Origin of the sequence: Neisseria sp. P0006.S004, from assembly GCF_051963015.1 — a bacterium.
GTDB lineage: Bacteria > Pseudomonadota > Gammaproteobacteria > Burkholderiales > Neisseriaceae > Neisseria.
The window spans coordinates 56,803-82,725 of sequence record NZ_JBQCUS010000006.1; the positions used below are offsets into that span (position 1 = coordinate 56,803).

Genomic DNA, 25,923 nt, shown 5'->3' on the forward strand with positions numbered 1-25,923 from the left:
ACGCTTTCAGACGGCCTGAAAGCGTTTGGGTTATAGGTTTTCTATTGGATTGCGACGGATAAAGTCTTCATAGCTTTCTATGCCGCGCAAGAAACGGGAGAGTTCGGTTAATGCGTCCAAATACACGCCGCGCTTGAAGTCGATGACTTCGTCAACCGGCGCCCAGTATTGGTGCCAACGCCAGCCGTCGAATTCAGGATGGTGGCAGGCGCGGAGGTTGACGTCGCTGTCGCGGCCGACCAAACGCAAAAGATACCAAATCTGTTTTTGTCCGCGATACGAACCGCGCCATTCGCGGCGCACCCAGTGGCTGGGCACGTCATAGCGCAGCCAGTCGCGCGTGCGGCCAATAATTTTGACATGTTGCGGCAACAGGCCGACTTCTTCGTACAACTCGCGGTACATGGCGGTTTCAGGGCTTTCGCCCGGCTTGATGCCGCCTTGCGGAAACTGCCAAGAATGTTCGCGTACGCGTTTGCCCCAAAAGACTTCGTTACGTTCGTTAATCAGGATAATACCGACATTGGGGCGATAGCCTTCTCTGTCTAACACGGGGTCGCCCTTCATTAAATTCAATCGTGCAATTTTCCCACAAATTGGGCGGTTTTGACAAATCTTGAGGCCGTCTGAATAAGCCCACAGTTTTTTCCAGACGGCATGAAACCGTTTCTGAAAAAATGTTGTTTATGAATAAAACCATAGCTTCAGGCCGTCTGAAAAGGGAGAATTTTTTCTGTTTTAAGGTCTTGCATTCAAAAGCTTTTTGCCGTTTAATGCAAACCTTGCTGAATCAAGGGCAAAGGACACATGCCGGCCGCCCCCACAGTTTCCCTTTTGTAAGTGGCATCTGCCACCGCTGCAATATTTTTACCCCCCGAACAAAAGGTCTGAAACCATGAAAAAATCTTTGATGGCGGCGGCAATCGTGAGCCTCGTCTTGACTGCGTGTAGCGGTGGAAAAGAAACCGCCGCAGAATCTTCCGCATCTCAAACTCAAACTTCTTCCTCTCAAACGGATAAACTCAATATCTACAACTGGTCGGATTATGTCGATCCGGCCACGCTGTCTGCGTTTGAAAAAAATACGCATATCAACGTCCGCTACGATTACTACGACAGCAACGAAGCGCTGGAAGCCAAGCTGCTGACCGGCAAGTCGGGTTATGACTTGGTTGCGCCTTCTATTGCCAATGTCGGCCGTCAGATTAAAGCCGGCGCGTATCAAAAAATCGACAAATCGCAAATTCCCGATTACGCCAATATCGATCCCGATTTGTTGAAAATGATGGAAACCGTCGATCCGGGTAACGAATATGCCGTCCCTTATTTCTGGGGCATCAATACGCTGGCGATTAACAAACAGCAGGTTCAAAAGGCGTTGGGTACGGATAAGTTGCCTGAAAATGAATGGGATTTGGTGTTCAATCCTGAATACACCCAAAAACTGAAATCCTGCGGCATCAGCTATTTCGACAGCGCCATCGAGCAGATTCCTTTGGCTTTGCATTATTTGGGCAAAGATCCGAACAGCGAAAACCCTGACGACATCAGAGCCGCCGTTGATATGATGAAAAAAGTGCGTCCCGACATCAAACGCTTTACTTCGTCCGGCTATATCGACGATATGGCGGCCGGTAATCTTTGCGTATCGGTAGGCTACGGCGGCGACCTCAATATTGCCAAAACCCGTGCCAAAGAAGCCGGAAACGGCGTCGAAGTCGAAGTATTGGCGCCGAAAAGCGGCGTCGGTATTTGGGTGGATTCGCTGATGATTCCGCGTGATGCGCAAAATGTGGCCAATGCACACAAATACATCAATCACACGCTCAATCCGGAAACAGCGGCCAAAAACGGCAACTATGTGACTTATGCTCCTGCCAGCCGTCCGGCGCGTGATTTGATGGATGAAAAATATACCTCTGACGAATCGATTTTCCCAAGCAAAGAATTGATGGAAAAAAGTTTCATCGTCTCCCCCAAGTCAACCGATGCGAGCAAACTCAGCGTTCGCCTGTGGCAGGCTTTGAAAGCAGGGCGATAATCAAAATTGAAATTTGAATACTCAGGCCGTCTGAAACAGTTTTTCAGACGGCCTGAGTGTTATAATTGTCAACACTTTTCAAATATCCTATGAGGAGAAACAGCGTTATGAACAATTCAGTCATCACCGTCATCGGCAAAGACCGTGTGGGCATTGTGTACGACGTTTCCAAAATTTTAGCGGAAAACCAAATCAATATTCTCAACATCAGCCAACAGCTGATGGATGATTTTTTTACCATGATTATTTTGGTGGATACTTCAAAATGCACCAAATCGCGTCAAGAGGTTTTGGATTTGTTTGCGGAAGAGAGCAAAAAACTCGCGCTTGATATCCGTATGCAAAACGAAGAAATTTTCCAAGCCATGCACCGTATTTAAGTCGGAGGAAGAGCCATGAGTATTCAATCCGGCGAGATTTTAGAAACCGTCAAAATGGTAGCCGACCAGAATTTTGACGTGCGCACCATTACCATCGGCATTGATTTACACGACTGCATCAGCAGCGATATCAATGTGTTGAACCAAAATATTTACAACAAAATCACCACCGTCGGCAAAGATTTGGTGGAGACGGCAAAATATCTGTCTGCCAAATACGGCGTGCCGATTGTAAATCAGCGCATTTCCGTTACGCCGATTGCCCAAATCGCCGCGGCCACCCATGCTGATTCTTACGTCAGTGTGGCGCAAACTTTGGATAAGGCTGCCAAAGCGATAGGCGTGTCCTTTATCGGCGGCTTTTCTGCGTTGGTGCAAAAAGGCATGTCGCCTTCGGACGAAGTGCTGATCCGTTCCATTCCCGAAGCGATGAAGACTACCGATATCGTGTGCAGCTCCATCAATATCGGCAGCACGCGCGCCGGTATCAATATGGATGCGGTCAAACTGGCAGGTGAAACCATCAAACGCACGGCTGAAATCACGCCCGAAGGTTTCGGCTGCGCCAAAATAGTCGTGTTCTGCAACGCGGTGGAAGACAACCCATTTATGGCGGGCGCGTTTCACGGTTCGGGCGAAGCGGATGCCGTTATCAATGTCGGCGTATCCGGCCCGGGTGTTGTAAAAGCCGCGTTGGAAAATTCAGATGCAACGACATTGACCGAAGTTGCGGAAGTAGTGAAGAAAACTGCTTTCAAAATTACCCGCGTGGGCGAACTTATCGGCCGCGAAGCCTCAAAAATGCTAAATATCCCATTCGGTATTCTCGACTTGTCGTTGGCACCAACCCCTGCCGTCGGCGACTCAGTGGCGCGCATTCTTGAAGAAATGGGCTTGAGCGTCTGCGGTACGCACGGCACGACAGCGGCTTTGGCTTTACTGAATGATGCCGTGAAAAAAGGCGGCATGATGGCTTCCAGCGCGGTTGGCGGTTTGAGCGGCGCATTTATCCCCGTTTCAGAAGACGAGGGCATGATTGCGGCTGCTGAAGCCGGTGTGCTGACACTGGACAAACTTGAAGCCATGACTGCTGTCTGCTCCGTTGGTTTGGACATGATTGCCGTACCCGGCGATACGCCTGCGCATACCATTTCCGGCATCATCGCTGACGAAGCCGCCATCGGCATGATCAACAGCAAAACCACTGCCGTGCGCATTATTCCGGTAACCGGCAAAACCGTCGGCGACAGCGTCGAGTTCGGCGGCCTATTGGGCTACGCGCCTGTAATGCCGGTCAAAGAAGGTTCGTGCGAAGTGTTCGTCAACCGAGGCGGCAGAATCCCGGCTCCGGTTCAATCGATGAAAAACTAATTGGATTGATGAATAAAAAGGCCGTCTGAAATTGATTTTCAGACGGCCTTTTATTTTCGCAGGCTGATTATTTGAACATATTTTTAATAATGCCCATTACGCTGCGGGAAATGGCGTTGGTTACTTGGCGGTTGATTTGGCTGCCGATGGCGTCGGCAACGTTGTAGCCCAAACCTTGGCCGGATTTTTTACGTCCGCCGCTCAAACCGCCGATCAGTCCGCCGAGGATGCCAGGATCGGCATTGGCAGCTTCTTTTTCTGCGGCTTTTTGTGCTTTTTCCTGCTCTTTGGCAGCATTGGCGGCTTCTTTTTCTGCGGCTGCTTGGTTGTCTGCTTCGGCTAAGGCTTCAAAGGCGGAATAGTTGTCCACCATGTCTTTGTAGGTCGGATACAAATCATCGTTTTGGAACAAGCGGTTGCGCTCTTCTGCGGCAAGCGGGGTTAAGGAAGATTGCGGCGGCAGGATAAGGGCGCGTTCTACCGGCTCGGGCATACCTTTTTCATCAAGGAAGGAAACGAGGGCTTCGCCGACGCCCAGTTCGGCAATCACTTCTGCAACTTTGATATTCGGATTGCTGCGGAAGGTTTCGGCAGCAGCTTTGACTGCTTTTTGGTCGCGCGGTGTGAAGGCGCGCAGGGCGTGTTGCACGCGGTTACCCAGTTGGCCGAGAATGGTATCGGGCAAGTCGAGCGGGTTTTGGGTAACAAAATATACGCCCACGCCTTTGGAACGGATCAGGCGCACGACTTGTTCGATTTGTTCGACCAGCGCATTGGCGGCATTGTCGAACATTAAATGCGCTTCATCGAAGAACATCACGAATTTTGGTTTGTCCAAATCGCCGACTTCGGGCAGGGTTTCAAACAACTCCGCCAGCATCCACAGCAAAAACGCGCTGTACATACGCGGAGAGCGCATCAGTTTTTCGGAGTTGAGGATGTTGATGATGCCTTTGCCGTTGTCGGTTTGCATCCAGTCTTGCAGGTTGAGGGAAGGTTCGCCGAAGAATTTTTCTGCACCTTCGTTTTCCAAAGTTAGCAGTTGGCGTTGAATCGCGCCGATACTGGCGGCAGAAACGTTGCCGTATTGCGTGCGGTATTCCGAAGCATGGTCGGAAACGTGTTTCAACATGCTGCGCAGGTCTTTCAAGTCCAGAATGTGCCAGCCTCTGTCATCAGCAACTTTGAACACGAGGTTGAGCAGACCTTCTTGCGTGTCGTTCAGATTCATCAGGCGCGCCAAAAGCATAGGGCCCATTTCTGAAACGGTTACGCGTACGGGAATACCTGTTTCGCCGTAAACATCCCAAAAGCGCACGGGGAAATTTTGCAGCCATTGTTCGCCCAAACCAAACTCGGCGATGCGTTCGCCCACTTTTCCGCTGTTGGTACCGGCTTGTGCGATGCCCGATAAATCGCCTTTGACATCGACTAAGAATACAGGGATGCCTTCGCTGCTGAAGGCTTCCGCCATGCGGCGCAGGGTAACGGTTTTACCCGTACCGGTCGCCCCGGCGATCAAGCCGTGGCGGTTGGCCATTTTGCCTTGGATTTCGAGCGTTTTCCCGTCGGCACGCGCAATTTGAAATGTAGTCATGATTATTCCTTAGAATCCGTGATGTGAAACAATTTGTTGTCTTAAGAAACAAGCATTTTAACGTTTGAAGCAAGGGGATTCAACCAAGCAAAGTTTCAGACGGCCTTAAGTTTTGCAAAGGTTTTTTTGCAGTGATTGGACAAGGTTGAAATCTGCTATAATTTCATCCAATCCGCAACCGTCTGACAAGGCGGTTGTTTTCTTTGTTTTTTGAATATTTTTTACGAAAGCGAAAGTCGGAATGACTGCACAACAAGCCCCTTTGGGCGAAAAAACCATGGCCGTGCTGATGGCGATGTTGGTCGCGCTGATGCCGTTTTCTGTCGATGCCTATCTGCCTGCGATTCCCGAAATGGCGAAGTCGCTGGGTTCGGACATCCACCGTATTGAGCAAAGCCTGAGCTTTTTTATGTTTGGCGTGGCGTTTGGTCAGGTGGTTGGTGGGTCGATTTCGGATATTAAAGGCCGCAAACCTGTCGCCTTGGTGGGCTTGAGCATTTACTTTGCCGCCGTTATCGGTTTGACGATGGTGAATAATGTCGAGCAGCTGCTGAACTTGCGTGCCTTGCAGGCGTTTGGCGCAGGGATGACCGTGGTGATTTCCGGCGCGATGGTGCGCGATTATTATTCCGGACGCAAAGCCGCGCAGATGTTTGCCTTAATCGGCATTATTCTGATGATTGTGCCGCTGATGGCGCCAATGATTGGTGCAGGCTTGCAGAATTTGGGCGGCTGGCGCATGATTTTCGGCTTTCTGGCCTGCTATTCGCTGCTGCTTTGGGGTTTGATGTGGTATTTCCTGCCCAAGCCGCACCAAAAAGGCAAAATCAGCATGGACGTGTTCGGCGTGGTGGCCGGCAGGTTTAAACGCGTTTTGAGAACGCGCGCCGCGATGGGCTATTTGTTTTTCCAAGCTTTCAGTTTCGGTTCGATGTTTGCCTTTTTGACCGAATCGTCGTTCGTGTACCAACAACTGTATCATGTTTCACCAAACCAATATGCTTGGATATTTGCGCTCAATATCATTACCATGATGTCGTTTAACCGCATTACCGCATGGCGTTTGAAAACCGGTACGCATCCGCAAAACATCCTCAAATGGGGCATTATCGTCCAATTTGCCGCCAATCTGCTGATGACGGTTTTGGTGTTGTCGCTGTCTTTGCCGCCTTTGTGGGCTTTGGTGCTGTGCGTGATGTTTTCAGTCGGTACGCAAGGTTTGGTCGGTGCGAACACTCAAGCCTGCTTTATGAGCTATTTCAGCGCAGAGGGCGGCAGCGCAAATGCCGTCTTGGGCGTGTTCCAATCCCTTATCGGCGCATCGGTCGGTATGGCAACAACTTGGCTGCACAATGGTTCTGCCTTGGTGATGGCCGGTATGATGTTGAGTTCGACTGTATGCGGCATTGTGCTGTTGTGGGTTTGCTCGCATCAGGCTTGGATGGAAAACGATAAAAAAGAATATGTTTAACCTTCAGGCCGTCTGAAAAACGGTTTCAGACGGCCTCGACTTTATACTGAAGAAATTAACCATGAGTACCAGCAAACAACGCCCCATCGGCGTATTTGATTCCGGCGTCGGCGGCTTGACCAACGTCCGCGCCCTGATGGAACGCCTGCCGATGGAAAACATCATCTATTTCGGCGATACCGCACGCGTTCCCTACGGCACCAAATCCCGCGCCACCATCGAAACCTTCGCCATGCAGATTGTCGATTTCCTGCTGGAAAACGATGTTAAAGCACTCGTCATCGCGTGCAATACCATTGCTGCCGTTGCCGGACAAAAAATCCGCCAAAAAGCAGGCAATATGCCCGTATTGGACGTCATCTCCGCCGGCGCGGAAGCCGCTTTGCAAACCACCAAAAACAACCGAATCGGCATTATCGCAACCAATACCACCGTCAACAGCAACGCCTACGCGCGCGCCATCCATTCGCAAAACAACGACACGCTGGTGCGCACACAAGCCGCTCCCCTGCTTGTGCCATTGGTGGAAGAGGGCTGGCTCGATCACGAAGTTACCCGCCTGACCGTGCGCGAATATCTCAAGCCGCTTTTGGCTGACGACATCGACACGCTGGTGTTGGGTTGTACCCACTTCCCACTGCTCAAACCGCTTATCGGCCGTGAAGCACAAAACGTTACCTTGGTCGATTCCGCCATTACCACCGCCGAAGCTACCGCCAAAGCCTTGGCGCAAGCAGGTTTGCTGAATACAGAAAACGACAATCCAGATTACCGCTTCTACGTCAGCGACATCCCACTACGCTTCCGCACCATCGGCGAACGTTTCTTGGGTAGAAGTATGGAACAAATTGAAATGGTAACGTTGGGTTGATTAGAAATATTAAAGGCCGTCTGAAAACCTGATTCAGGTTTTCAGACGGCCTTTTTACTTCCCTAATATTTTATCTGCCCGACTGTTCCCACACGTTTTGCAGGTAGGCGTAGGTCAGCTCGGCGGTGCCGGACACCAGCACGATGTCGCTGCCTAAGTCTTCGGCTTTGCCCACGCCGATGGGCAAGGCGCCGGCGGCTTTGATGGCTGCGACGCCGGCGGCGGCGTCTTCAATGCCGATGCATTGGCGGATGTCTGCGCCCACACCCTCGGCTGCGGCGAGGAAGATGTCGGGGGCGGGTTTGGAATGCGCGACGGCGGCAGGGTCGGCAATGGCGTCGAAGAAGTGGGTCAGCCCCATGCGTTCTAGCAGGAACGGGCCGTTTTTACTGGCGGACGCGAGGGCGATTTTTTTGCCGTTTGCTTTCAATGTTTCCAGCAGGGGCAAAATACCGGGATACACGTCTTCGGGTTTGACTGCCTGAATCATCTCGACGTAGTTGTCGTTTTTACGGCGGGTCAGTTCGGCGAACTCGGCTTCGCCGACGGTTTTGCCGCCGTGCGCGAGGATGCGTTTGAGCGAATCGTCGCGCGACACGCCTTTGAGCTGCTCGTTAAACTTGCGGTCGATGCTGATGCCCAGTTCTTCGGCGAGCTTTTTCCATGCGCGGTAGTGGTATTCGGCGGTGTCGGTGATGACGCCGTCGAGGTCAAATAGGACTGCGGTGAAAGTCATTTTGCGCCCTCCTTATTTTTCCAACGCAACGGTGTGGCTGCCGTTGAGCGTGATGTCTTTGCCGTACACCTGCAAATCGAGCGGTTCGCCTTTGAGCAGGGTGAAGACGACGTTTTCTTTGCCGACGGCGACTTTAATCAGACGGCCTCGGTAGTTGATATGGAAGGCGTAGCCTGTCCATGCGCTCGGCAGGAACGGTGCGAAGCTGAGTTTGCCGCCCCAAGTTTTCATTTGGGCGAAACCTTGGACGATGGCGAGCCACGAGCCGGTCATAGAAGTAATGTGCAGGCCGTCTTCGGTGTCGTTGTTGTAGTTGTCCAAGTCCAGGCGGGCGGTGCGCTGGTACATTTCCACGGCTTTTTCTTCTTTGCCCAGTTCGGCAGCGAGGATGGAGTGGATACATGGAGACAACGAGCTTTCGTGCACGGTCATCGGTTCGTAGAAGTCGAAGTTGCGACGTTTTTCGTCGATATTGAAACGGTCACCGAAGAAGTAGATGCCTTGCAAGACGTCCGCCTGTTTGATGAAAGGCGAACGCAGGATTTTGTCCCACGACCATTTTTGGTTGAGCGGCAAATCGTCGGGTGAAAGCGCAGACACGGGGCGGATGTCTTTGTCGAGGAAGCCATCGTGCTGCACGAATACGCCGAGTTCTTCGTCATGCGGACGGTACATATTCGCGCTGATGTCCGCCCATTTTTCCAGCTCGGCGGCACTCACGTTCAAATCCGGACGCGGGTATTTCGCCAGGGCTTCGCGGGTGTAGTCCAATACCCATGCGGCGAGGGTGTTGGTGTACCAGTTGTTGTTGATGTTGTTTTCGTATTCGTTCGGGCCGGTTACGCCGTGAATCATGTATTTGCCGTTGCGTTTGGAGAAATGGACGCGGTCCGCCCAGAAGCGGGACACTTCGACCAAGACTTCCAAGCCTTCTTTGGCAAGATAGCTTTCATCGCCGGTGTAGTTGGTGTAGTTGTAGATGGCGTAAGGAATCGCGCCGTTGCGGTGGATTTCCTCGAAGGTGATTTCCCATTCGTTGTGGCACTCGATGCCCGTAAACGTTACCATCGGATAAAGTGCGCCCGCCAAGCCCTGTTCGCGCGCGTTGTGCTGCGCCTGCGGCAGTTGGTTGCGGCGGTATTGCAGCAGGTTGCGGGTAACTTCGGGTTCCGCCAGTGCGAGGTAGAGCGGTACGGCGTAGGCTTCGGTATCCCAATAGGTCGCGCCGCCGTATTTTTCGCCGGTAAAGCCTTTCGGACCGATGTTCAGGCGCGCGTCTTCGCCGTAGTAGGTGGAGAACAGTTGGAACAGGTTGAAACGGATGCCTTGCTGCGCTTCGTCGCTGCCTTCGATGACTACGTCGGCGATTTCCCAACGATGCAGCCAGCCTGCTTTGTGCGCGTCCAGCAAGGTTTCAAACGCAACGCCTGCGATTTTTTCCGACAAGTTGCGGCCTGCGGCTTTTACTGCTTCCAAGCCTTGATAATCACGGCTGGTGGTAACAATCACGCGTTTTTCAAAGGTTTCGGGTGTGCTGCCGACTTCGGTCTCGAAAGAATTAGAGACCTGCCAATCGGTTTGGCTGCCGCCGAGGGCTTTAAAGCTGCCGGCGAAGGTTTGCTCGGCGTTGACGATGAATTGTTCCACGCCGAAAGGGTTGGCGACGGTTTGGGTAGCAATGTAGGAGCGGCCGTCTGAAACGCCTTTGTCCAATACCTGCCAGAATTTTTCTTCGTAGTTGGAGTCTTCGTTTTTCACGTCGGCGTCGATGATGGAATCGATGCGGACTTGGTGGGTTTTGCCGTCAACGGATACTGCTTCCCATCGGATGAGAGCCAGCTCTTTTTGCGCGACGGACAGGAATTTGCACACATCGAAACGCACGCCGAATACGGTGAACGAGCGGCGCAACACGCCGTGCTGCATATCGAGTTCGACGGAGAAGTTGGTAACGTCGTTTTTCGCCAAGTCCACTTCCTGCCCGTCGACAAAGATTTTAACTTTGCTGAAATTGAGCGCGTTGATGGCTTTGCCGAAATATTTGGGGTAGCCGTTTTTCCACCAGCCGACACGGGTTTTGTCGGGGAACCACACGCCGGCGATGTAGGTGCCTAAGTGGCTGTCGGCGGAGTAGGTTTCTTCAAAGTTGCCGCGCATGCCCATATAGCCGTTGCCCAAACTGGTCAGGCTCTCTTGCAGCCGTTTGTGTTCTTTTTCCAGTTTTGCCGAACGCAGTGTCCAAGGGCTGACTTCCATGATTCTTGTATACATTTATGAAGCTCCTGTTATTAAAATTGTAAGTTCGGCAAAGGTTTCAGACGGCCTTTGCCGATGGTATTGATGGATTATTCGCCGTGGGTCTCTTTAATCAGACAGACTGAGAAGGCTCCCAGCAGCAAGACCGCGCCTGCAACCAAGAACATGGTTGCCTGATGGCTGCCCAGCATAGGGAAGAGGATAAAGCTCAGCAGCGAGGCGACGATTTGAGGCATACAGATAGAGCCGTTGAACAGACCCAAATAAGTACCCATGTGTTTGCCGGAGAGGGCATTGGTTACAATCGTCAAAGGATAGGTAATAATACCGGCCCACGCAATACCGATTAAGGTATAAGACAAAACCAGTGCGTATTGATTGCTGATGAAGAAAACGGAGAAGAAACCGAGCGCACCCAGAGCCAAGCAGCCGAAATAACCGGCTTTATGATATTTATTCGGTACTTTTGCCAGAATAAACGAGCAGATAACGGCAGCAATGGATTGTACTGCCGCCAAAACGCCGTACCAGTTGCCTGCTTCTTGGTAGCCTACAGAGGAGGCATCAGTTGTCTGCCAAACGTTTTCCGCAATCGCGCCTGCCGAGTAAGTCCACATATATTGGAAGGCAAACCAGCAGAAGAATTGTACCAAAGTCACCGTCCAAAACGCTTTAGGTGCGGTTTTTAAGAGTTCGAACCAGTTGGCTTTTTCCTGATTTGCAGCCACGTCGATGCCGTGGTAGCGGGCGTAGGTTTCCGGATCATACTCTTTGACTTTGAAGATGGTGAACGCACTGGTAATAATCAGTAAGGCTGCGCCCACATAGAATGCTACGACCACGGTCTGCGGCACGACGCCTTTTTCGGCCGTGTTTGCCAAACCGATATACGCAAACACAAACGGCAGAATCGCCGCCACAACCGCACCCGTATTCGCTAAGAAACTTTGAATCCCGTAGGCGTAGCTTTTCTGCTCCTCGTTGACCATGTCGCCGACCATCATTTTAAACGGCTGCATTGCCATATTGGAGGATACGTCCAACAGCGCAATCATCAGCGCGCCAAACGACAAAGCCGCCAAAGAAGCGTAGCCAAAACCGAAGCTGCCTGAGTTCGGCATCAGAATCATGACGATAACCGCAATCAGCGTGCCGTAAAGCAGATAGGGCAGACGACGGCCGCCCAAGCGCGGCATCCAAGTGCGGTCTGAGTAGTAGCCCACAATCGGCTGAACCAACATACCGGCCAATGGGGGCAGAATGAAAAACCAGCCCAAATTATGCGGGTCAGCGCCTAAAGTTTGAAAAATTCGGCTCATTTGCGAGCTTTGCAGGGTAAAGGCCGTCTGAACGCCGAGATAGCCGAAGCTCAGCATCCAAATCGTACTTTTTGCCAGTGACGGCAAACCTTGTTTTGCTGTTTTTTGCGTATTTTCCGACATGAGGTAAATCCTTTTTTTGAAAAGTATTTTTATTGAGAAATCTGAAAGGTTCCTTGGTGTGGTGTTCTCTGTCGTTATTGTTTTGTGTACGTACTTTCAAGGATATAGGTGCATTTTATGAAGCGCGCCGGATATTGGCAATGCCAGTTCAAGGATAAACTGGCTTAAATCAAATTTTTTGCGGTTTGGCATTGATACCGTCGGGCAATGAGGGTATCGGTTCGGCTCGGTGTATATTTTGATGCTTATTTCTATTTTCAGACGGCATTTGAACAAGCAAGTATTGGGGCAATAGGTTAAAATGGGCCGTCTGAAATTTGTTTGACGGAAACGAGAAAACTATGTCCCAACAATACGTCTATTCTATGCTGCGCGTGAGCAAGGTTGTGCCGCCGCAAAAAACCATTATTAAAGACATTTCCCTTTCATTTTTCCCCGGTGCAAAAATCGGTCTGCTCGGTTTGAACGGTGCGGGTAAATCTACTGTACTGCGGATTATGGCTGGCGTGGATAAAGAATTTGAGGGCGAAGCCGTGCCGATGGGCGGCATTAAAATCGGCTATTTGTCGCAAGAGCCTGAGCTTGATCCTGAAAAAACTGTGCGCGAGGAAGTGGAAAGCGGTTTGGGCGAAGTGGCTGCCGCACAAAAACGTTTGGAAGAAGTGTATGCCGAGTACGCCAATCCTGATGCGGATTTTGACGCGCTGGCTGAAGAACAAGGCCGTTTGGAGGCGATTATTGCGGCGGGTTCATCTACCGGCGGCGGTGCAGAGCATGAATTGGAAATTGCTGCCGACGCGTTGCGCCTGCCTGATTGGGATGCCAAAATCGGCAATTTGTCCGGCGGTGAAAAACGCCGTGTAGCTTTGTGCAAACTCTTGTTGAGCAAGCCCGATATGCTTTTGTTGGATGAGCCGACCAACCACTTGGACGCAGAATCTGTCGAATGGCTGGAGCAATTCTTGGTGCGCTTCCCCGGTACAGTCGTTGCGGTAACGCATGACCGCTACTTCCTCGACAACGCCGCTGAATGGATTTTGGAACTCGACCGCGGGCACGGTATTCCGTGGAAAGGCAATTACTCGTCTTGGCTGGAGCAGAAAGAAAAACGCTTGGAAAACGAGGCGAAATCCGAAGCTGCGCGCGTGAAAGCGATGAAGCAGGAATTGGAATGGGTGCGCCAAAATGCCAAAGGCCGCCAAGCCAAGTCCAAAGCGCGTTTAGCGCGTTTTGAAGAAATGAGCAACTACGAATACCAAAAACGCAATGAAACGCAGGAAATCTTTATTCCCGTTGCCGAGCGTTTGGGCAACGAAGTGATTGAATTTGTGAATGTTTCCAAGTCGTTTGGCGATAAAGTGCTGATTGACGATTTGAGCTTCAAAGTACCTGCAGGTGCGATTGTCGGCATCATCGGCCCGAACGGCGCGGGTAAATCTACGCTGTTTAAAATGATTTCAGGCAAAGAGCAGCCTGATTCCGGCGAAGTGAAAATCGGTCAAACCGTGAAAATGAGCTTGATCGACCAAAGCCGCGAAGGTTTGCAAAACGACAAAACCGTGTTCGACAACATTGCCGAAGGCCGCGACATTTTGCAGGTTGGTCAGTTTGAAATTCCAGCCCGCCAATATTTGGGACGCTTCAACTTCAAAGGCAGCGACCAAAGCAAAATTGCAGGTCAATTGTCTGGCGGCGAACGCGGCCGTCTGCACTTGGCAAAAACCTTGTTGAGCGGCGGTAATGTCTTACTGCTGGACGAACCGTCCAACGACCTCGACGTGGAAACCCTGCGCGCGTTGGAAGACGCGTTGCTGGAATTTGCCGGCAGCGTGATGGTGATTTCGCACGACCGCTGGTTCCTCGACCGCATCGCTACGCATATTTTGGCTTGTGAAGGCGACTCTAAATGGGTGTTCTTTGACGGCAACTATCAGGAATACGAAGCCGATAAGAAACGCCGTTTGGGTGAAGAGGGCGCAAAACCGAAACGTATCCGTTACAAACCGGTAACACGTTAATTAGGTTTGAACCAAAAGGCCGTCTGAAACTTTTAATGTTTCAGACGGCCTTTTATTTTTGATGTTTATGATTGTTTTCTTAATTGCGGATGGTTTTCCAATGTATCAATGATGATTTCAATCATGCGTGGGGCAGTTTGTGCCAAATCGAAGCTTTGACCTGAAGAAAGCCAGCGCCAAATCAAGCCGTCTAATGAAGACTTGATGAATATGACTGCCATATCGATATCCAAATTATCCGCCAACGCTTTTTGTTGTACCGCATCAGTCAGGACAGCAACGATTTTTTCACGCCATAGCGATTGGTATTTTTTAGCGATGGCAATAACCGCCTCGTTTTGCTCGGTGTGTTCGCATTTTAAAAACAAAATGCTGTGGAATTTATAGTGAAGCTCGTTGTGTTGCAGGCGCTCGAAAAAACGGGTCAGAGTCAGTCGGAAGCTTGACCAAGCCTGTTCGTTATTGTTGTTCGAGTTTTCTTTTATGCAGCTTTCGATGTCGTCGCAAATCCGTTGGAACAAGGCGTCAAACAAATCTTCTTTGTTTTTGAAATGCCAATACAGCGCGCCGCGCGTTACGCCTGCAGCTTGGGCGATTTCGTTAAGTGAGGTGCGGGCAATGCCTTTCTGATAAAACGTATCCAATGCGGCAAGCATGAGATATTCTTTGGTTTTTAAGGCTTCGGTTTTGGTTCTTCTCATAGTTGTTTTGTAGGAAATGTAAATTTATGGTTTGGATTATAAAAAATTACTTCTGAACATGCAAGAATGTATGTATAATTCGATTCAATACTTGATAGTGTTTCTCAGCACTATATAATATAATCAGCCTGTTTTTTTATAAAAGCAGGCAATTTCTGTTTGTGAAATATGAGATTAAAGTAATCAATTTTTAATTAGTCAAACCCTTATTTATCATAGAGATAGGAAAATTATGGCTCTTTATGCTTCTAAAATGATGCGTGTCGCGGCAATTGCAGCAGCTACTGCGTTGGCGCTTTCCGCTTGCGGCAAAGGCGATGAAAAAGCAGCCGGCCAACAGGCGCAAGGCAGTCAGCAACAGCAAAAACAACCTGCGCCTGAAGTGCGCGTGGTCACTGTACATCCGGAAGTCGTTGCATTGACAACCGAATTGCCAGGCCGTCTGGAATCATTGCGTACTGCCGAAGTTCGTGCCCAAGTCGGCGGTATTTTGCAAAAACGCCTGTTCCAAGAGGGCAGCTATGTTAAAGCCGGTCAGCCTTTATATCAAATCGACAGCTCATCTTATGAAGCAAACTTAGAAAGCGCACGCGCCCAGTTGGCAAGTGCGCAAGCGACTTTGGCCAAAGCGAACGCCGACCTGGCCCGCTACAAACCGCTGGTTGCCGCCGATGCCATCAGCCAACAAGAATATGATGCGGCCGTAACGGCCAAGCGTTCAGCAGAGGCAGGCGTCAAATCCGCTCAAGCAGCCATCAAATCTGCCGGTATCAGCCTGAACCGCTCCCGCATTACTGCGCCGATTTCCGGCTTTATCGGTCAATCTAAAGTTTCTGAAGGTACGTTGCTGAATTCCGGCGATACTACTGTTTTAGCCACTATCCAACAAACCAATCCGATGTATGTTAACGTTACCCAATCTGCGAGTGAGGTCATGAAACTGCGTCAACAGGTTGCCGAAGGCAAATTGTTGGCGGCAAACGGCGCGATTGCAGTGGATATCAAATTTGACGACGGTACCGTTTACCCTGAAAAAGGCCGTCTGCTGTTTGCAGATCCGACTGTCAACGAAACGACAGGTCAAATTACCTTGCGCGCCGCCATTCCTAACGACAGAAATATCTTGATGCCGGGCTTGTATGTGCGCGTATTGATGGAACAAGTGGCAGTGGATAATGCATTTGTAGTGCCGCAACAAGCAGTTACCCGCGGTTCGCAAGATACTGTGATGGTGGTGAATGACAAGAGCGAAATGGAAGCGCGTGTCGTGACCATTGCTCAACAGCAAGGTAGCAATTGGGTTATTACAGACGGCCTGAAAGACGGCGACAAAGTGATTGTTGAAGGCATCAGCATTGCCGCTATGTCGGGTGCTAAACAGGTAACGCCGAAAGAATGGATTCCGCCTGCAAGTGCTGCGGCAGCAACACCGGCAGTTTCAGACGGCCAGGCTGCATCCGAGGCCAAGCCTGAAGCTAAAGCTGCATCTGAAGCTAAATAAGGAACGCGTGAATGTCTAAGTTTTTTATTGACCGCCCCATCTTTGCATGGGTTATTGCGATTTTTATCATCGCAGCGGGTATTTTCGGCATTCAAAAACTGCCGATTTCTCAATATCCGTCCGTTGCAGCGCCGACCATTACTTTGCGCGCTACTTATCCGGGCGCTTCTGCTCAGGTAATGGAAGACAGCGTACTGGCCGTTATCGAACGTAATATGTACGGTGTGGAAGGTTTGGACTATATGATGACTTCTGCCAATTCCAGCGGCAGCGGCAGCGTCAGTCTGACGTTTACGCCTGAGACCGATGAAGATTTGGCGCAGGTGGACGTGCAGAACAAATTGTCGGAAGTGTTGTCCACATTGCCGTCTACCGTACAGCAATATGGTGTAACCGTATCTAAAGCGCGTTCCAACTTCTTGCAAGTGGTCATGCTTTCTTCTGAAAGGCAATCCATTGAGGAAATGAACGATTACGCCCAGCGTAATATCATTCCTGAACTGCAGCGTATCGATGGGGTAGGGCAGGTACAATTGTTTGGTGCGCAACGCGCCATGCGTATTTGGGTTGACCCGAAAAAACTGCAAAACTACAACTTGTCTTTTGCAACGGTAACCAATGCGCTTGCGACACAAAACATTCAAATCTCAGCAGGCTCCATCGGTTCTTTGCCGGCGGCTGCAGGTCAGACCATTTCGGCGACCGTTACTGCGGAAGGGCAATTAAGAACGGCTGAAGAGTTCGGCAACATCATTTTGGTATCAAATACCGACGGCTCTAATGTCTATCTGAAAGATGTGGCAAAAGTCGGCTTGGGTATGGAAGACTATTCTTCTTCCACCCGTTTGAACGGCGTCAACACTACCGGTATGGCGGTGATGCTGTCTAACAGCGGTAACGCTTTGGCAACGGCGACTGCCGTAAAAGAAAAAATGGCGGTTTTGCAGAAGTATTTCCCAGACGGCATGAGCTGGAAAGTTCCTTACGATACTTCCAAATTTGTGGAAATTTCGATTGAGAAAGTGATCCATACGCTTTTGGAAGCCATCGTATTGGTATTCTTAGTGATGTATCTCTTCCTACAAAACATCCGCTATACGCTGATTCCGACCATTGTTGTACCGATTTCCCTGTTGGGCGGTTTTGCATTTATCTCATACATGGGTATGTCGATTAACGTATTGACCATGTTTGCGATGGTGTTGGTGATTGGTATTGTGGTCGATGACGCAATTGTGGTCGTTGAAAACGTTGAGCGTATTATGGCGAGCGAAGGTTTGTCGCCTAAGGCTGCCACCAAAAAAGCGATGGGTCAGATTTCCGGCGCGGTTATCGGTATTACTGCCGTGTTGATGTCCGTATTTGTTCCGCTGGCAATGTTTAGCGGTGCAACCGGTAACATTTACAAACAGTTTGCCTTGACCATGGCGGCATCGATTGCATTCTCCGCATTCCTTGCCTTGACGCTGACTCCGGCATTGTGTGCCACTATGCTCAAACCGATTCAGAAGGGTCATCACGAAGAGAAAAAAGGTTTCTTCGGTTGGTTTAACAAGAAATTTGACAACTGGACGCACGGCTACGAAGGTTGGGTTGCCAAAGTCTTGCGTAAGACTTTGCGCATGATGGTTGTCTATATTGGTCTGACTGTTGTGGGCGTATTCTTGTTTATGCGTCTGCCGACTTCCTTCTTGCCGTCTGAAGACCAAGGTAACTTGATGTTGAGCGTACAGCTGCCTGCCGGTGCGACCAAAGAGCGTACCGATGCAACTTTGGCTCAAATCACTCAACTGGCGAAATCTGTACCTGAGATCGAGAACATTATTACCGTTTCCGGCTTTAGTTTTAGCGGTTCCGGCCAAAACATGGCTTTGGGCTTTGTTATTCTGAAAGACTGGAGCGAACGTACTGCTCCGGGCAGCGATGCGACTTCTATTTCCGGTAAGTTGACCGGCATGATGATGGGCACGCTGAAAGACGGTTTCGGTTTGGCGATTGTGCCTCCTGCCATTATGGAATTGGGTACAGGCTCCGGCTTGACGATTTACCTGCAAGACCGTAACAACAGCGGCCATGCTGCATTGTTGGCCAAGCGCAATGAGTTGATTGACAAAATGCGCAAAAGCGGTTTGTTTAACCCAAGTACCGTTCGTGCGAGCGGTTTGGAAGATGCGCCGCAGTTGAAAATCGACATCAACCGCTCTGCAGCAGCCGCACAAGGTATTTCGTTCTCTGATATCCGTACTGCTTTGGCTTCTTCTTTGGGTTCGTCTTATGTCAACGACTTCCCGAATCAAGGCCGTCTGCAACGCGTGATGGTACAAGCTGATGCGAGTGCCCGTATGCAGCCTGCCGATATTCTGAACCTGACCGTGCCGAATAAATCCGGCGTTGCCGTACCGCTTTCTACCATTGCTACTGTTTCTTGGGAAAACGGTATGGAACAAAGCGTCCGTTTCAACGGTTATCCTGCCATGGAACTTTCCGGTTCGCCTGCCACCGGTGTATCTTCAGGCCAAGCTATGGCCGCAGTACAGCAAATGGTGGATGAAATGGGCGGCGGTTACAGTTTGGAATGGGGCGGTCAGTCTCGTGAAGAGGCTAAAGGCGGCTCGCAAACTGTCGTGTTGTACGCATTGGCCGCTGCCGCTGTATTCTTGGTATTGGCTGCTTTGTACGAAAGCTGGTCTATCCCGTTGGCGGTTATCCTTGTGATTCCGTTGGGCTTGATTGGCGCGGCATTGGGCGTTACGGGTCGCAATATGTTTGAAGCATTGCTGGGCAGTATTCCGGCATACGCCAACGATATCTACTTCCAAGTCGGTTTCGTTACGGTGATGGGTTTGAGTGCGAAAAACGCGATTTTGATTATCGAGTTTGCCAAAGACCTGCAAGCGCAAGGCAAGAGCGCGCTTGAAGCTGCGCTTGCCGCCGCACACCTGCGTTTCCGTCCGATTATCATGACTTCGTTCGCCTTCATCTTGGGCGTGGTACCACTCTATGTTGCCAGCGGTGCCAGCTCCGCCAGTCAACGTGCGATTGGTACGACCGTGTTCTGGGGTATGTTGATCGGTACGATTCTGTCCGTGTTCCTTGTGCCTTTGTTCTATGTGGTTGTGCGCAAATTCTTTAAAGAAACTGCACACGAGCATGAGATGGCCGCCAAACACGCCGCTGAAGCCGGCATGATTGAAGACGGTAAACACGATTCAGACAAGCACTAAAGCAAAGGCCGTCTGAAAACTTTTCAGACGGCCTCAAAATGCTAAAGGATTCTAAAATGAAGAAGATTACATTCAAACCGGTACTGACCACCGTTGCCGCCGCCGTGGCTTTGTCGGCCTGTACCATGATGCCGAAATATGAGCAGCCTCAAGTTGCCGTTGCTGATACGTTTAAATACAATACTGTTGACGACGGTATCCGTGCCGCTGAATTGGGTTGGCAAGATTACTTTGCCGATCCGCGCCTTCATCGCCTGATCGACATCGCATTGGAACGCAATACCGATTTGCGAACAGCCGCACTGAATGCGGAAATCTACCGCAAGCAATACATGATTGAGCGTAATAATTTGTTGCCAACCGTCAATGCCAGCGGTACGGGTTCGCGTCAAGGTAGCTTGAGCGGCGGCAGCGTCAGCAGCCAATACAGCGTGGGTTTGGGCGCAGCCTCTTATGAACTTGACCTTTTCGGTCGTGTCCGCAGTACCAGCGAAGCTGCGTTGCAAGGTTATTTCAATGTGGCCGCCAACCGCGATGCCGCCCATCTGACCCTGATTTCTACCGTTGCCAAAGCCTACTTTAACGAACGCTACGCCGAAGAAACCATGGCATTGGCACAACGCGTATTGCAAACCCGTGAAGCGACTTACAAGCTTTCACAATTACGCCATAAGGCCGGTGTGATTTCCGCCGTTGATTTGCGCCAACAGGAGGCGCTGATTGAATCGGCCAAAGCGGATTACGCCTCTGCGGTAAAAAACCGCGAGCAAGCGCGTAATTCCTTGGCTATGTTGATTAATCAACCTTTACCCGAAGACCTGCCTGCCGGTTTGTCTTTGAGCAAGCAGTTCAAATTGACCAAACTGCCTGCCGGTTTGAGTTCGGACGTATTGCTCAACCGTCCGGATATCCGTGCGGCCGAACACGCGCTCAAACAAGCCAATGCCAATATTGGTGCGGCACGTGCGGCGTTTTTCCCACGCATCAGCCTGACCGGTTCTGTCGGTACAGCTTCCGGAGAGTTGAGCGGCCTGTTTAAAAGCAGCACGGGTATTTGGGCTTTTGCACCATCCATCACTCTGCCTATCTTTGACTGGGGCACAAACAAAGCCAATCTTGACGTAGCCAAACTGCGCCAACAGGCACAAATCGTTGCTTATGAAGCCGCTGTTCAATCCGCATTTAAAGACGTTTCCAATGCTTTGGTTGCGCGCGAACAGCTGGATAAAAGCTATGAAGCGTTGAGCAAACAAAGCCGCGCCTACAACGACAGCCTGCGCCTCATCAGCCTGCGCTACAAACATGGCGTATCTAGCGCATTGGATTTGCTGGATGCCGAGCGCAGCAGTTACAGCGCAGAAACTGCTCTTTTGGCTAATCAGCTGACCCGTTTGGAAAACCTTGCCGACTTGTATAAAGCACTTGGCGGCGGTTTGAAACGAGAAACCAAAGCTGCTGAATAAGTATTTTCCTTCTAAAATCAAAAGGCCGTCTGAAACATTTGGGTTTCAGACGGCCTTTTTGTTACGCGGCAATTCTAAGCTTTTAATTTCTCGCTTAAAGAACCGACATAGGCTGCGCGTTCATTACGGCTGAGTTCGGGCTGGTGTGTGTTGAGCGAAGACCATTTGCGGTTGCTGCGCGCTTTGTTGAGTTCGCTTGGTAATTTTGCCGCATTCCATGGCGCTTTGCGTTCTTTTAGCTCGATATGCGATTGAGCTGCGTGGCCGCGCGTTTGCAAGACGTGCAACAAATCCAGTGCGCGTGCGGCGAGTAGGGTAAGGGTTTCCGGATCGGTATGCAGGGTTTGTCGGCCATTGATTTTGTCGGTAATGTCTTGGGCATTGGGCAAAATACCACCCAATAGTCCGCCGATGGCTGTACCTAAACCAAGCGATCCGCCAAGCGTGGCAATATCCAAGCCTAAGCCGATGAGTGCGCCTGCGGTTGCGCCGGTACCGGTACGGATACCGTAATGTTTGAGCAATTCGCTGTCAAACGGATCTTGTTTGAAGGCTTTGGGCATCCATGTGCTGTCGCTGCCGACTTCGTCGTGATAGAAGCGGTAAAGTGTGAACAGGCGTTGTTGCATTTGCCGCTCAAGTTGTCGGATTTCCGATTGCATGACTTCCAAAGTCGGGGCAGGGTCGTCGTTTTCGGCAATTTCTTGGGTAAATGCAGCGGCATCCAGCAGAAAATCGGCAATTTCACGGCGCGCTTCCGTATCCAGCCGTTGCCACTCGCGACGGCGCATATTGATGAGGCGGTCGAGGGTGTCGCGCTTAGGTAACATGGTGGCAAGGTTGTCCCACAATCGGATTTCGCCTTCAAAGTCGAAGGCAACGGTATCGAAACCGGCGTAAACATGCAGGTTTCTGCGGGCGAGCATATTGGTCCAAGCGGTCAGGTCTTGATTTTGGGTAAAGTTGAACACGGGCATGATGGGCTTGGCGCACCAAGACAAAATGGTCAGCTCGTCTTTGTATTTGTCGAGGACAGGTTCCCGCGCATCGATAACGTACATGGCCATATCGCTTTGCATGACTTGGCGCAGCACTTTGGCCTCTTGGTTGAATTCGTGATGCGCTTCATGATTGCTGAGGAATTGCTGGATGCGCTCAATGCCGTCATCGCGTGCGGATGTGTGGGTTTCCAGCCAGTCCAACACGCCGCCAGCATCTTCAAGGCCGGGTGTGTCGTAGAGGTAAACCAAGTTGTCTTCACCATCATTGATGAGGGCTTCTTCGACATGGCGCGTGGTCGAGGGCGCATTTTTTACTTCGCCGAAGGTGCTGTCGCGCAAAAGCGTGCGTAAGAGTGAGGTTTTGCCTGTGTTGGTATGGCCGACGACGGCAAGGGAAAGTGGGGTGGTCATGGTCGTGGGTTGGGACGGATATGGGCTATGAATGTGTGAGTATGGGGCTGTTTGCCTGCAGTGGCAATATGTGTTTCAGACGGCCCTAAATTTCCTTTATATATGGGCGAAAATAGCCAGAAAAAGAGGGGAATAGCGGATTTGTTGTTTTTTGGCAAAATGCTTGAAAATAGGTAGGAAAACAGTTGACAGTCGGGTAGAAGGCTAGGATAATTCGCGCCGTTGAGTTGCTTGATGCAGCTTGATTTTTCTCCTCTATTTCTCCTTTGTAGACTTGGCGCATATCGAAACGGTATGCGCATTTTTTTATCTGCTTTGAAACATGATTACATTTAAGTTCTGTAAATTGGATAATTAAGAAATTTTACAAGAAAAATACTTGCGCGGTTGAAGCTCTTGTTGCATAATTCGTTTCGTTAGCTGGTTCGAGTAGTCAGTTAATAGTTTCTCCTCTATTTCTCCTTTGTAGACTTGGCACACATTCTATCGGATGTGTGCATTTTTTTTGCCTGTTTAAAACAAAGGCTGTCTGAATGTTGTAATCTTTCAGACGGCATTTGTTGGTTGAATAGAATTAGATGTCTAATACTACTTCTTCTTTGACTTCTTCCATCACGACATAGCTGCGGCTTTCGGCTGCTGCCGGCAGTTGCAGCAGGATATTGCCGAGCATATCGCGATAGGCGGACATATTGGGCAGGCGGACTTTGATGAGGTAGTCGTATTCGCCGGAGACCAAGTGGCATTCCAAAATTTGCGGAATCTTCAGCACTTCGCGTTTGAAGTCTTCAAAAATATTGCCGGATTTTGAACGCAGTTTTAGTTCGACAAAAACCAAGAGGCTTTGACCTAAGGCATGAGGATTCAGATGGGCGTGATAGCCGGTGATGAGGTTGTCGCGTTCCAAGCGGCGGACGCGTTCGGTTACCGGCGTAGTGGAGAGGCCGACTTTTTCAGCCAATTCGGTCATGGGGATGCGTGCGTTTTGTTGCAGGAGCTTGAGAATTTTTAAGTCGGTTTTGTCGAGTTCTTTCATGGCTTTGATGCTTGTCGTTTTCAATTTGGATGACATCATAACCTTAAAACAGGCTGAGAAGAAGCATAAATGTCTGAAGGCGCGCATGAGGTCTAAATTATGAATAGATTATTCTTGTGTATTTCATGGAATCCTGTGTAGTTTTTGACCTATAATATTTACTTCAAAGTAATGGGGCAGGCCGTCTGAAACGGAATGCCGATAAGAGGAATACATTATGCGTCCGCTCAATGCGCAAATCCGTTTGGATAATTTACGTCAAAATTATCGTTTTCTCAAAGAGTTGCACGGCAATAAATTGTTGGCTGTGATTAAGGCCGATGCTTACGGGCATGGCGCGGTCAGATGCGCACACGCGTTGGCGGATATTGCCGACGGCTTTGCGGTGGCAACGGTAGATGAAGGCGTGGAATTGCGTCAAAACGGCATTAAAAATCCGATTGTTTTGTTGGAAGGCGTGTTTGAGGCTGCGGAGTATGCGGATGTTGACCGTTATGATTTGTGGCCGGCAATCGGCAGTCAATGGCAGCTGGAGGCGTTTGTGCATCATGAGTGGCAACATCCGACAACTGTATGGCTGAAAATGGACTCAGGTATGCACCGTGCCGGTTTCTTTCCACACAATTATGCCGCCGCCTATACTGCATTGAAACAATCCGAATCGGTTGAAAATATTGTGAAATTCAGCCATTTTGCCTGCGCGGACGAGCCGGAAAACGGCATGACCGAAATGCAGATTGAAGCGTTTGATTTGGCGTGTGAAGGTTTGGAAGGAGAAGAGAGCTTGGCCAATTCTGCCGCGATTTTGAACGTACCTGAAGCACGTCGTGATTGGGGACGTGCCGGTCTGGCCTTATATGGTATTTCGCCTTTCGGCGGCGTGGATGAGCGTTTGAAACCTGTTATGCGCCTGACTTCCCGTGTTTTCGGCGAGCGCGTGTTGCAACCACATTCTCCGATTGGCTACGGCGCAACGTTCTACACCAGCAAATCTACCCGTGTCGGTTTGATTGCCTGCGGCTATGCCGACGGCTATCCGCGTCGCGCTTCCACTAATTCTCCTGTGGCGGTGGATGGCAAACGCAGCCGTATCATCGGCAGGGTATCTATGGATATGATTACGGTTGAGCTGGAAGCCTCGAAAGAGGGCTTGGGCGCGGAAGTTGAGCTTTGGGGCGATGTGATTAATATCAATGAAGTTTCCGAAGTTGCCGGTATGATTCCGTACGAAATCCTCTGCAATATCAAACGTGCGAAGTTTACTTATATTGAGTAAGCAGTAAAAGATAAGGCCGTCTGAAATGTGTTTTCAGACGACCTTTTTGTTATCTGCAATTAAAACGATTCGTCAGCGCGTAAATAACGCCATTTGCCCGGCGGCAGTCTGCCGAGTTTGACTTTGCCCATGCGGATGCGTTTCAAACCGACGACGCGCAGGCCGACCAGTTCGCACATGCGGCGGATTTGGCGTTTTTTGCCTTGTCGCAAAATAAAGCGCAACTGGTCTTCGTTTTGCCATTCGACTTTGGCGGGGAGCAATTTTTCTCCGTCCAAACTCAAGCCGTGGTTGAGCAGGGTGAGGCCTTTGTCGTCCAATTTGCCACGGACGCGGACGAGGTATTCTTTTTCGCTGCTGCTGTTTTCGCCAATCAGTTGTTTGGCAATGCGGCCGTCCTGAGTGAGTACTAACAATCCGACGGAGTCGATATCCAGGCGGCCGGCAGGAGCTAAGCCGAATTTGTGTTTTTCGCTGAAAGGGATACGGCTGTCGTCGCCTTCCCAGTGGTTTTCGGCGGTAATGAGTTCGGCGGCGGACTTATAGCCTTTTTCTGCCTGCGCGCTGACGTAGCCGACAGGTTTGTTCAGCAGGATGGTTACACGCGCTGCTTGTTTTTCATGGGCTTGTTTGTTGAGGTCGATGCGGTCGCGCTCGGTAACTTTTTGACCGAGTACGGCGGTTTGGCCGTTGACTTTGACCCAGCCTTGCTCGATGTAGCTGTCTGCCTCGCGGCGAGAGCATAAGCCTAATTGCGCCATGCGTTTGGAGAGGCGCATGGTTTCGGAATCGTTGTTTTGCATGGTATGGCAATATAGAGAAATGGGAATGTCGGATTATAGCATTGACCGTTTGTCAGGCCGTCTGAAAACTGAATATTTGGGTTTTCAGACGGCCTTTCGTTTGCTATATGTTAAGGAATATTTGGTTTTGAAGTAAAAAATGAAGGGTATATTGTCTGTTTGTGTTAACCTTACGGACGAACTAATCATTTTGTTTTCAGTCGAATTGGGGTTGAAATGACATTTCACTCATGAAATCATGAAGACTATAATGACTGGTCTTTCTGAAGCGCATTAAGGCAGTTTGTCGCTAAAGCAAGCCTTGGTGCATCACGTTTTAAGGAT

Annotated in this window: 19 protein-coding genes; 10 read left to right on the top strand and 9 right to left on the bottom strand. The window is 50.3% G+C overall.

The window, feature by feature from the left end; all coding sequences use genetic code 11:
• Positions 1-30: 30 nt before the first annotated feature.
• Positions 31-567: an RNA pyrophosphohydrolase gene (locus ACTHR2_RS08840; RefSeq protein ID WP_070461986.1), complete on the bottom strand. Its 537-nt coding sequence runs from the start codon at positions 565-567 to the stop codon at positions 31-33.
• Between the two features lie 328 nt (positions 568-895).
• Between ACTHR2_RS08840 and ACTHR2_RS08845 the strand changes: the two genes are divergently transcribed.
• The 3 genes from ACTHR2_RS08845 to ACTHR2_RS08855 all read left to right on the top strand — a co-directional run bounded on the left by ACTHR2_RS08845 (position 896) and on the right by ACTHR2_RS08855 (position 3,792).
• Positions 896-2,041, top strand: coding sequence for a polyamine ABC transporter substrate-binding protein (locus ACTHR2_RS08845; protein ID WP_263337558.1), 1,146 nt, complete (start codon positions 896-898; stop codon positions 2,039-2,041).
• Between the two features lie 107 nt (positions 2,042-2,148).
• The gene (locus ACTHR2_RS08850) at positions 2,149-2,421 is read left to right on the top strand and encodes an ACT domain-containing protein (RefSeq protein WP_003680574.1); all 273 of its coding nucleotides are present in this window, start codon (positions 2,149-2,151) and stop codon (positions 2,419-2,421) included.
• A gap of 15 nt (positions 2,422-2,436) precedes the next feature.
• Positions 2,437-3,792: a PFL family protein gene (locus ACTHR2_RS08855; protein ID WP_070503808.1), complete on the top strand. Its 1,356-nt coding sequence runs from the start codon at positions 2,437-2,439 to the stop codon at positions 3,790-3,792.
• A gap of 67 nt (positions 3,793-3,859) precedes the next feature.
• Here ACTHR2_RS08855 and ACTHR2_RS08860 read toward each other — a convergent pair whose 3' ends face one another.
• The gene (locus ACTHR2_RS08860) at positions 3,860-5,389 is read right to left on the bottom strand and encodes a helicase HerA-like domain-containing protein (protein ID WP_440375630.1); all 1,530 of its coding nucleotides are present in this window, start codon (positions 5,387-5,389) and stop codon (positions 3,860-3,862) included.
• Between the two features lie 241 nt (positions 5,390-5,630).
• Here ACTHR2_RS08860 and ACTHR2_RS08865 point away from each other — a divergent pair, with 241 nt between their 5' ends.
• Both ACTHR2_RS08865 and murI read left to right on the top strand, forming a co-directional pair.
• Complete coding sequence (locus ACTHR2_RS08865; RefSeq protein ID WP_440375631.1) at positions 5,631-6,860, top strand: multidrug effflux MFS transporter; 1,230 nt, start codon at positions 5,631-5,633, stop codon at positions 6,858-6,860.
• A gap of 61 nt (positions 6,861-6,921) precedes the next feature.
• A complete protein-coding gene (gene murI / locus ACTHR2_RS08870; protein ID WP_003747483.1) occupies positions 6,922-7,731 on the top strand; it encodes a glutamate racemase in 810 nt (269 codons plus the stop codon).
• A gap of 70 nt (positions 7,732-7,801) precedes the next feature.
• Here the strand turns inward: murI and pgmB are convergent, their stop codons facing one another.
• The 3 genes from pgmB to ACTHR2_RS08885 all read right to left on the bottom strand — a co-directional run bounded on the left by pgmB (position 7,802) and on the right by ACTHR2_RS08885 (position 12,165).
• Positions 7,802-8,467 (bottom strand): beta-phosphoglucomutase, encoded by a 666-nt coding sequence (gene pgmB, locus ACTHR2_RS08875; RefSeq protein ID WP_263337532.1) that lies wholly within the window; start codon positions 8,465-8,467, stop codon positions 7,802-7,804.
• Positions 8,468-8,479: 12 nt separating this feature from the next.
• Positions 8,480-10,738 (bottom strand): glycoside hydrolase family 65 protein, encoded by a 2,259-nt coding sequence (locus ACTHR2_RS08880; RefSeq protein WP_263337529.1) that lies wholly within the window; start codon positions 10,736-10,738, stop codon positions 8,480-8,482.
• A 74-nt stretch (positions 10,739-10,812) separates the two neighbouring features.
• Positions 10,813-12,165 carry an SLC45 family MFS transporter gene (locus tag ACTHR2_RS08885; RefSeq protein WP_070588154.1) on the bottom strand — a complete coding sequence of 451 codons (1,353 nt, stop codon included), beginning with the start codon at positions 12,163-12,165 and terminating at the stop codon, positions 10,813-10,815.
• Between the two features lie 341 nt (positions 12,166-12,506).
• On the opposite strand from ACTHR2_RS08885, the gene ettA reads away from it, so the two are divergent.
• Complete coding sequence (gene ettA, locus ACTHR2_RS08890; RefSeq protein ID WP_440375632.1) at positions 12,507-14,183, top strand: energy-dependent translational throttle protein EttA; 1,677 nt, start codon at positions 12,507-12,509, stop codon at positions 14,181-14,183.
• A gap of 65 nt (positions 14,184-14,248) precedes the next feature.
• Here the strand turns inward: ettA and mtrR are convergent, their stop codons facing one another.
• Positions 14,249-14,884: a multidrug efflux system transcriptional repressor MtrR gene (gene mtrR / locus ACTHR2_RS08895; RefSeq protein ID WP_440375633.1), complete on the bottom strand. Its 636-nt coding sequence runs from the start codon at positions 14,882-14,884 to the stop codon at positions 14,249-14,251.
• 232 nt (positions 14,885-15,116) lie between these two features.
• Here mtrR and ACTHR2_RS08900 point away from each other — a divergent pair, with 232 nt between their 5' ends.
• Genes ACTHR2_RS08900 through ACTHR2_RS08910 form a run of 3 tightly spaced genes read left to right on the top strand, consistent with a single transcriptional unit; the run spans position 15,117 to position 21,072 of the window.
• Positions 15,117-16,385, top strand: a complete 1,269-nt coding sequence (locus tag ACTHR2_RS08900) for an efflux RND transporter periplasmic adaptor subunit (protein WP_440375634.1) — start codon at positions 15,117-15,119, stop codon at positions 16,383-16,385.
• Between the two features lie 11 nt (positions 16,386-16,396).
• Positions 16,397-19,609 carry an efflux RND transporter permease subunit gene (locus ACTHR2_RS08905; protein WP_440375635.1) on the top strand — a complete coding sequence of 1,071 codons (3,213 nt, stop codon included), beginning with the start codon at positions 16,397-16,399 and terminating at the stop codon, positions 19,607-19,609.
• Positions 19,610-19,665: 56 nt separating this feature from the next.
• Positions 19,666-21,072, top strand: coding sequence for an efflux transporter outer membrane subunit (locus tag ACTHR2_RS08910; RefSeq protein WP_263337510.1), 1,407 nt, complete (start codon positions 19,666-19,668; stop codon positions 21,070-21,072).
• A gap of 74 nt (positions 21,073-21,146) precedes the next feature.
• Here the strand turns inward: ACTHR2_RS08910 and ACTHR2_RS08915 are convergent, their stop codons facing one another.
• Together ACTHR2_RS08915 and ACTHR2_RS08920 are read right to left on the bottom strand one after the other, a co-directional pair.
• Positions 21,147-22,484 carry a GTPase/DUF3482 domain-containing protein gene (locus ACTHR2_RS08915; protein WP_263337507.1) on the bottom strand — a complete coding sequence of 446 codons (1,338 nt, stop codon included), beginning with the start codon at positions 22,482-22,484 and terminating at the stop codon, positions 21,147-21,149.
• A gap of 574 nt (positions 22,485-23,058) precedes the next feature.
• On the bottom strand, positions 23,059-23,520 hold the full coding sequence (locus tag ACTHR2_RS08920) for a winged helix-turn-helix transcriptional regulator (protein ID WP_003747450.1): 462 nt from the start codon (positions 23,518-23,520) through the stop codon (positions 23,059-23,061).
• A gap of 217 nt (positions 23,521-23,737) precedes the next feature.
• On the opposite strand from ACTHR2_RS08920, the gene alr reads away from it, so the two are divergent.
• Complete coding sequence (gene alr / locus ACTHR2_RS08925) at positions 23,738-24,796, top strand: alanine racemase (protein ID WP_263337504.1); 1,059 nt, start codon at positions 23,738-23,740, stop codon at positions 24,794-24,796.
• A 59-nt stretch (positions 24,797-24,855) separates the two neighbouring features.
• On the opposite strand, the gene ACTHR2_RS08930 is transcribed toward alr, so the two are convergent.
• Positions 24,856-25,599 carry a pseudouridine synthase gene (locus tag ACTHR2_RS08930; RefSeq protein WP_263337502.1) on the bottom strand — a complete coding sequence of 248 codons (744 nt, stop codon included), beginning with the start codon at positions 25,597-25,599 and terminating at the stop codon, positions 24,856-24,858.
• Between the last annotated feature and the right edge of the window lie 324 nt (positions 25,600-25,923).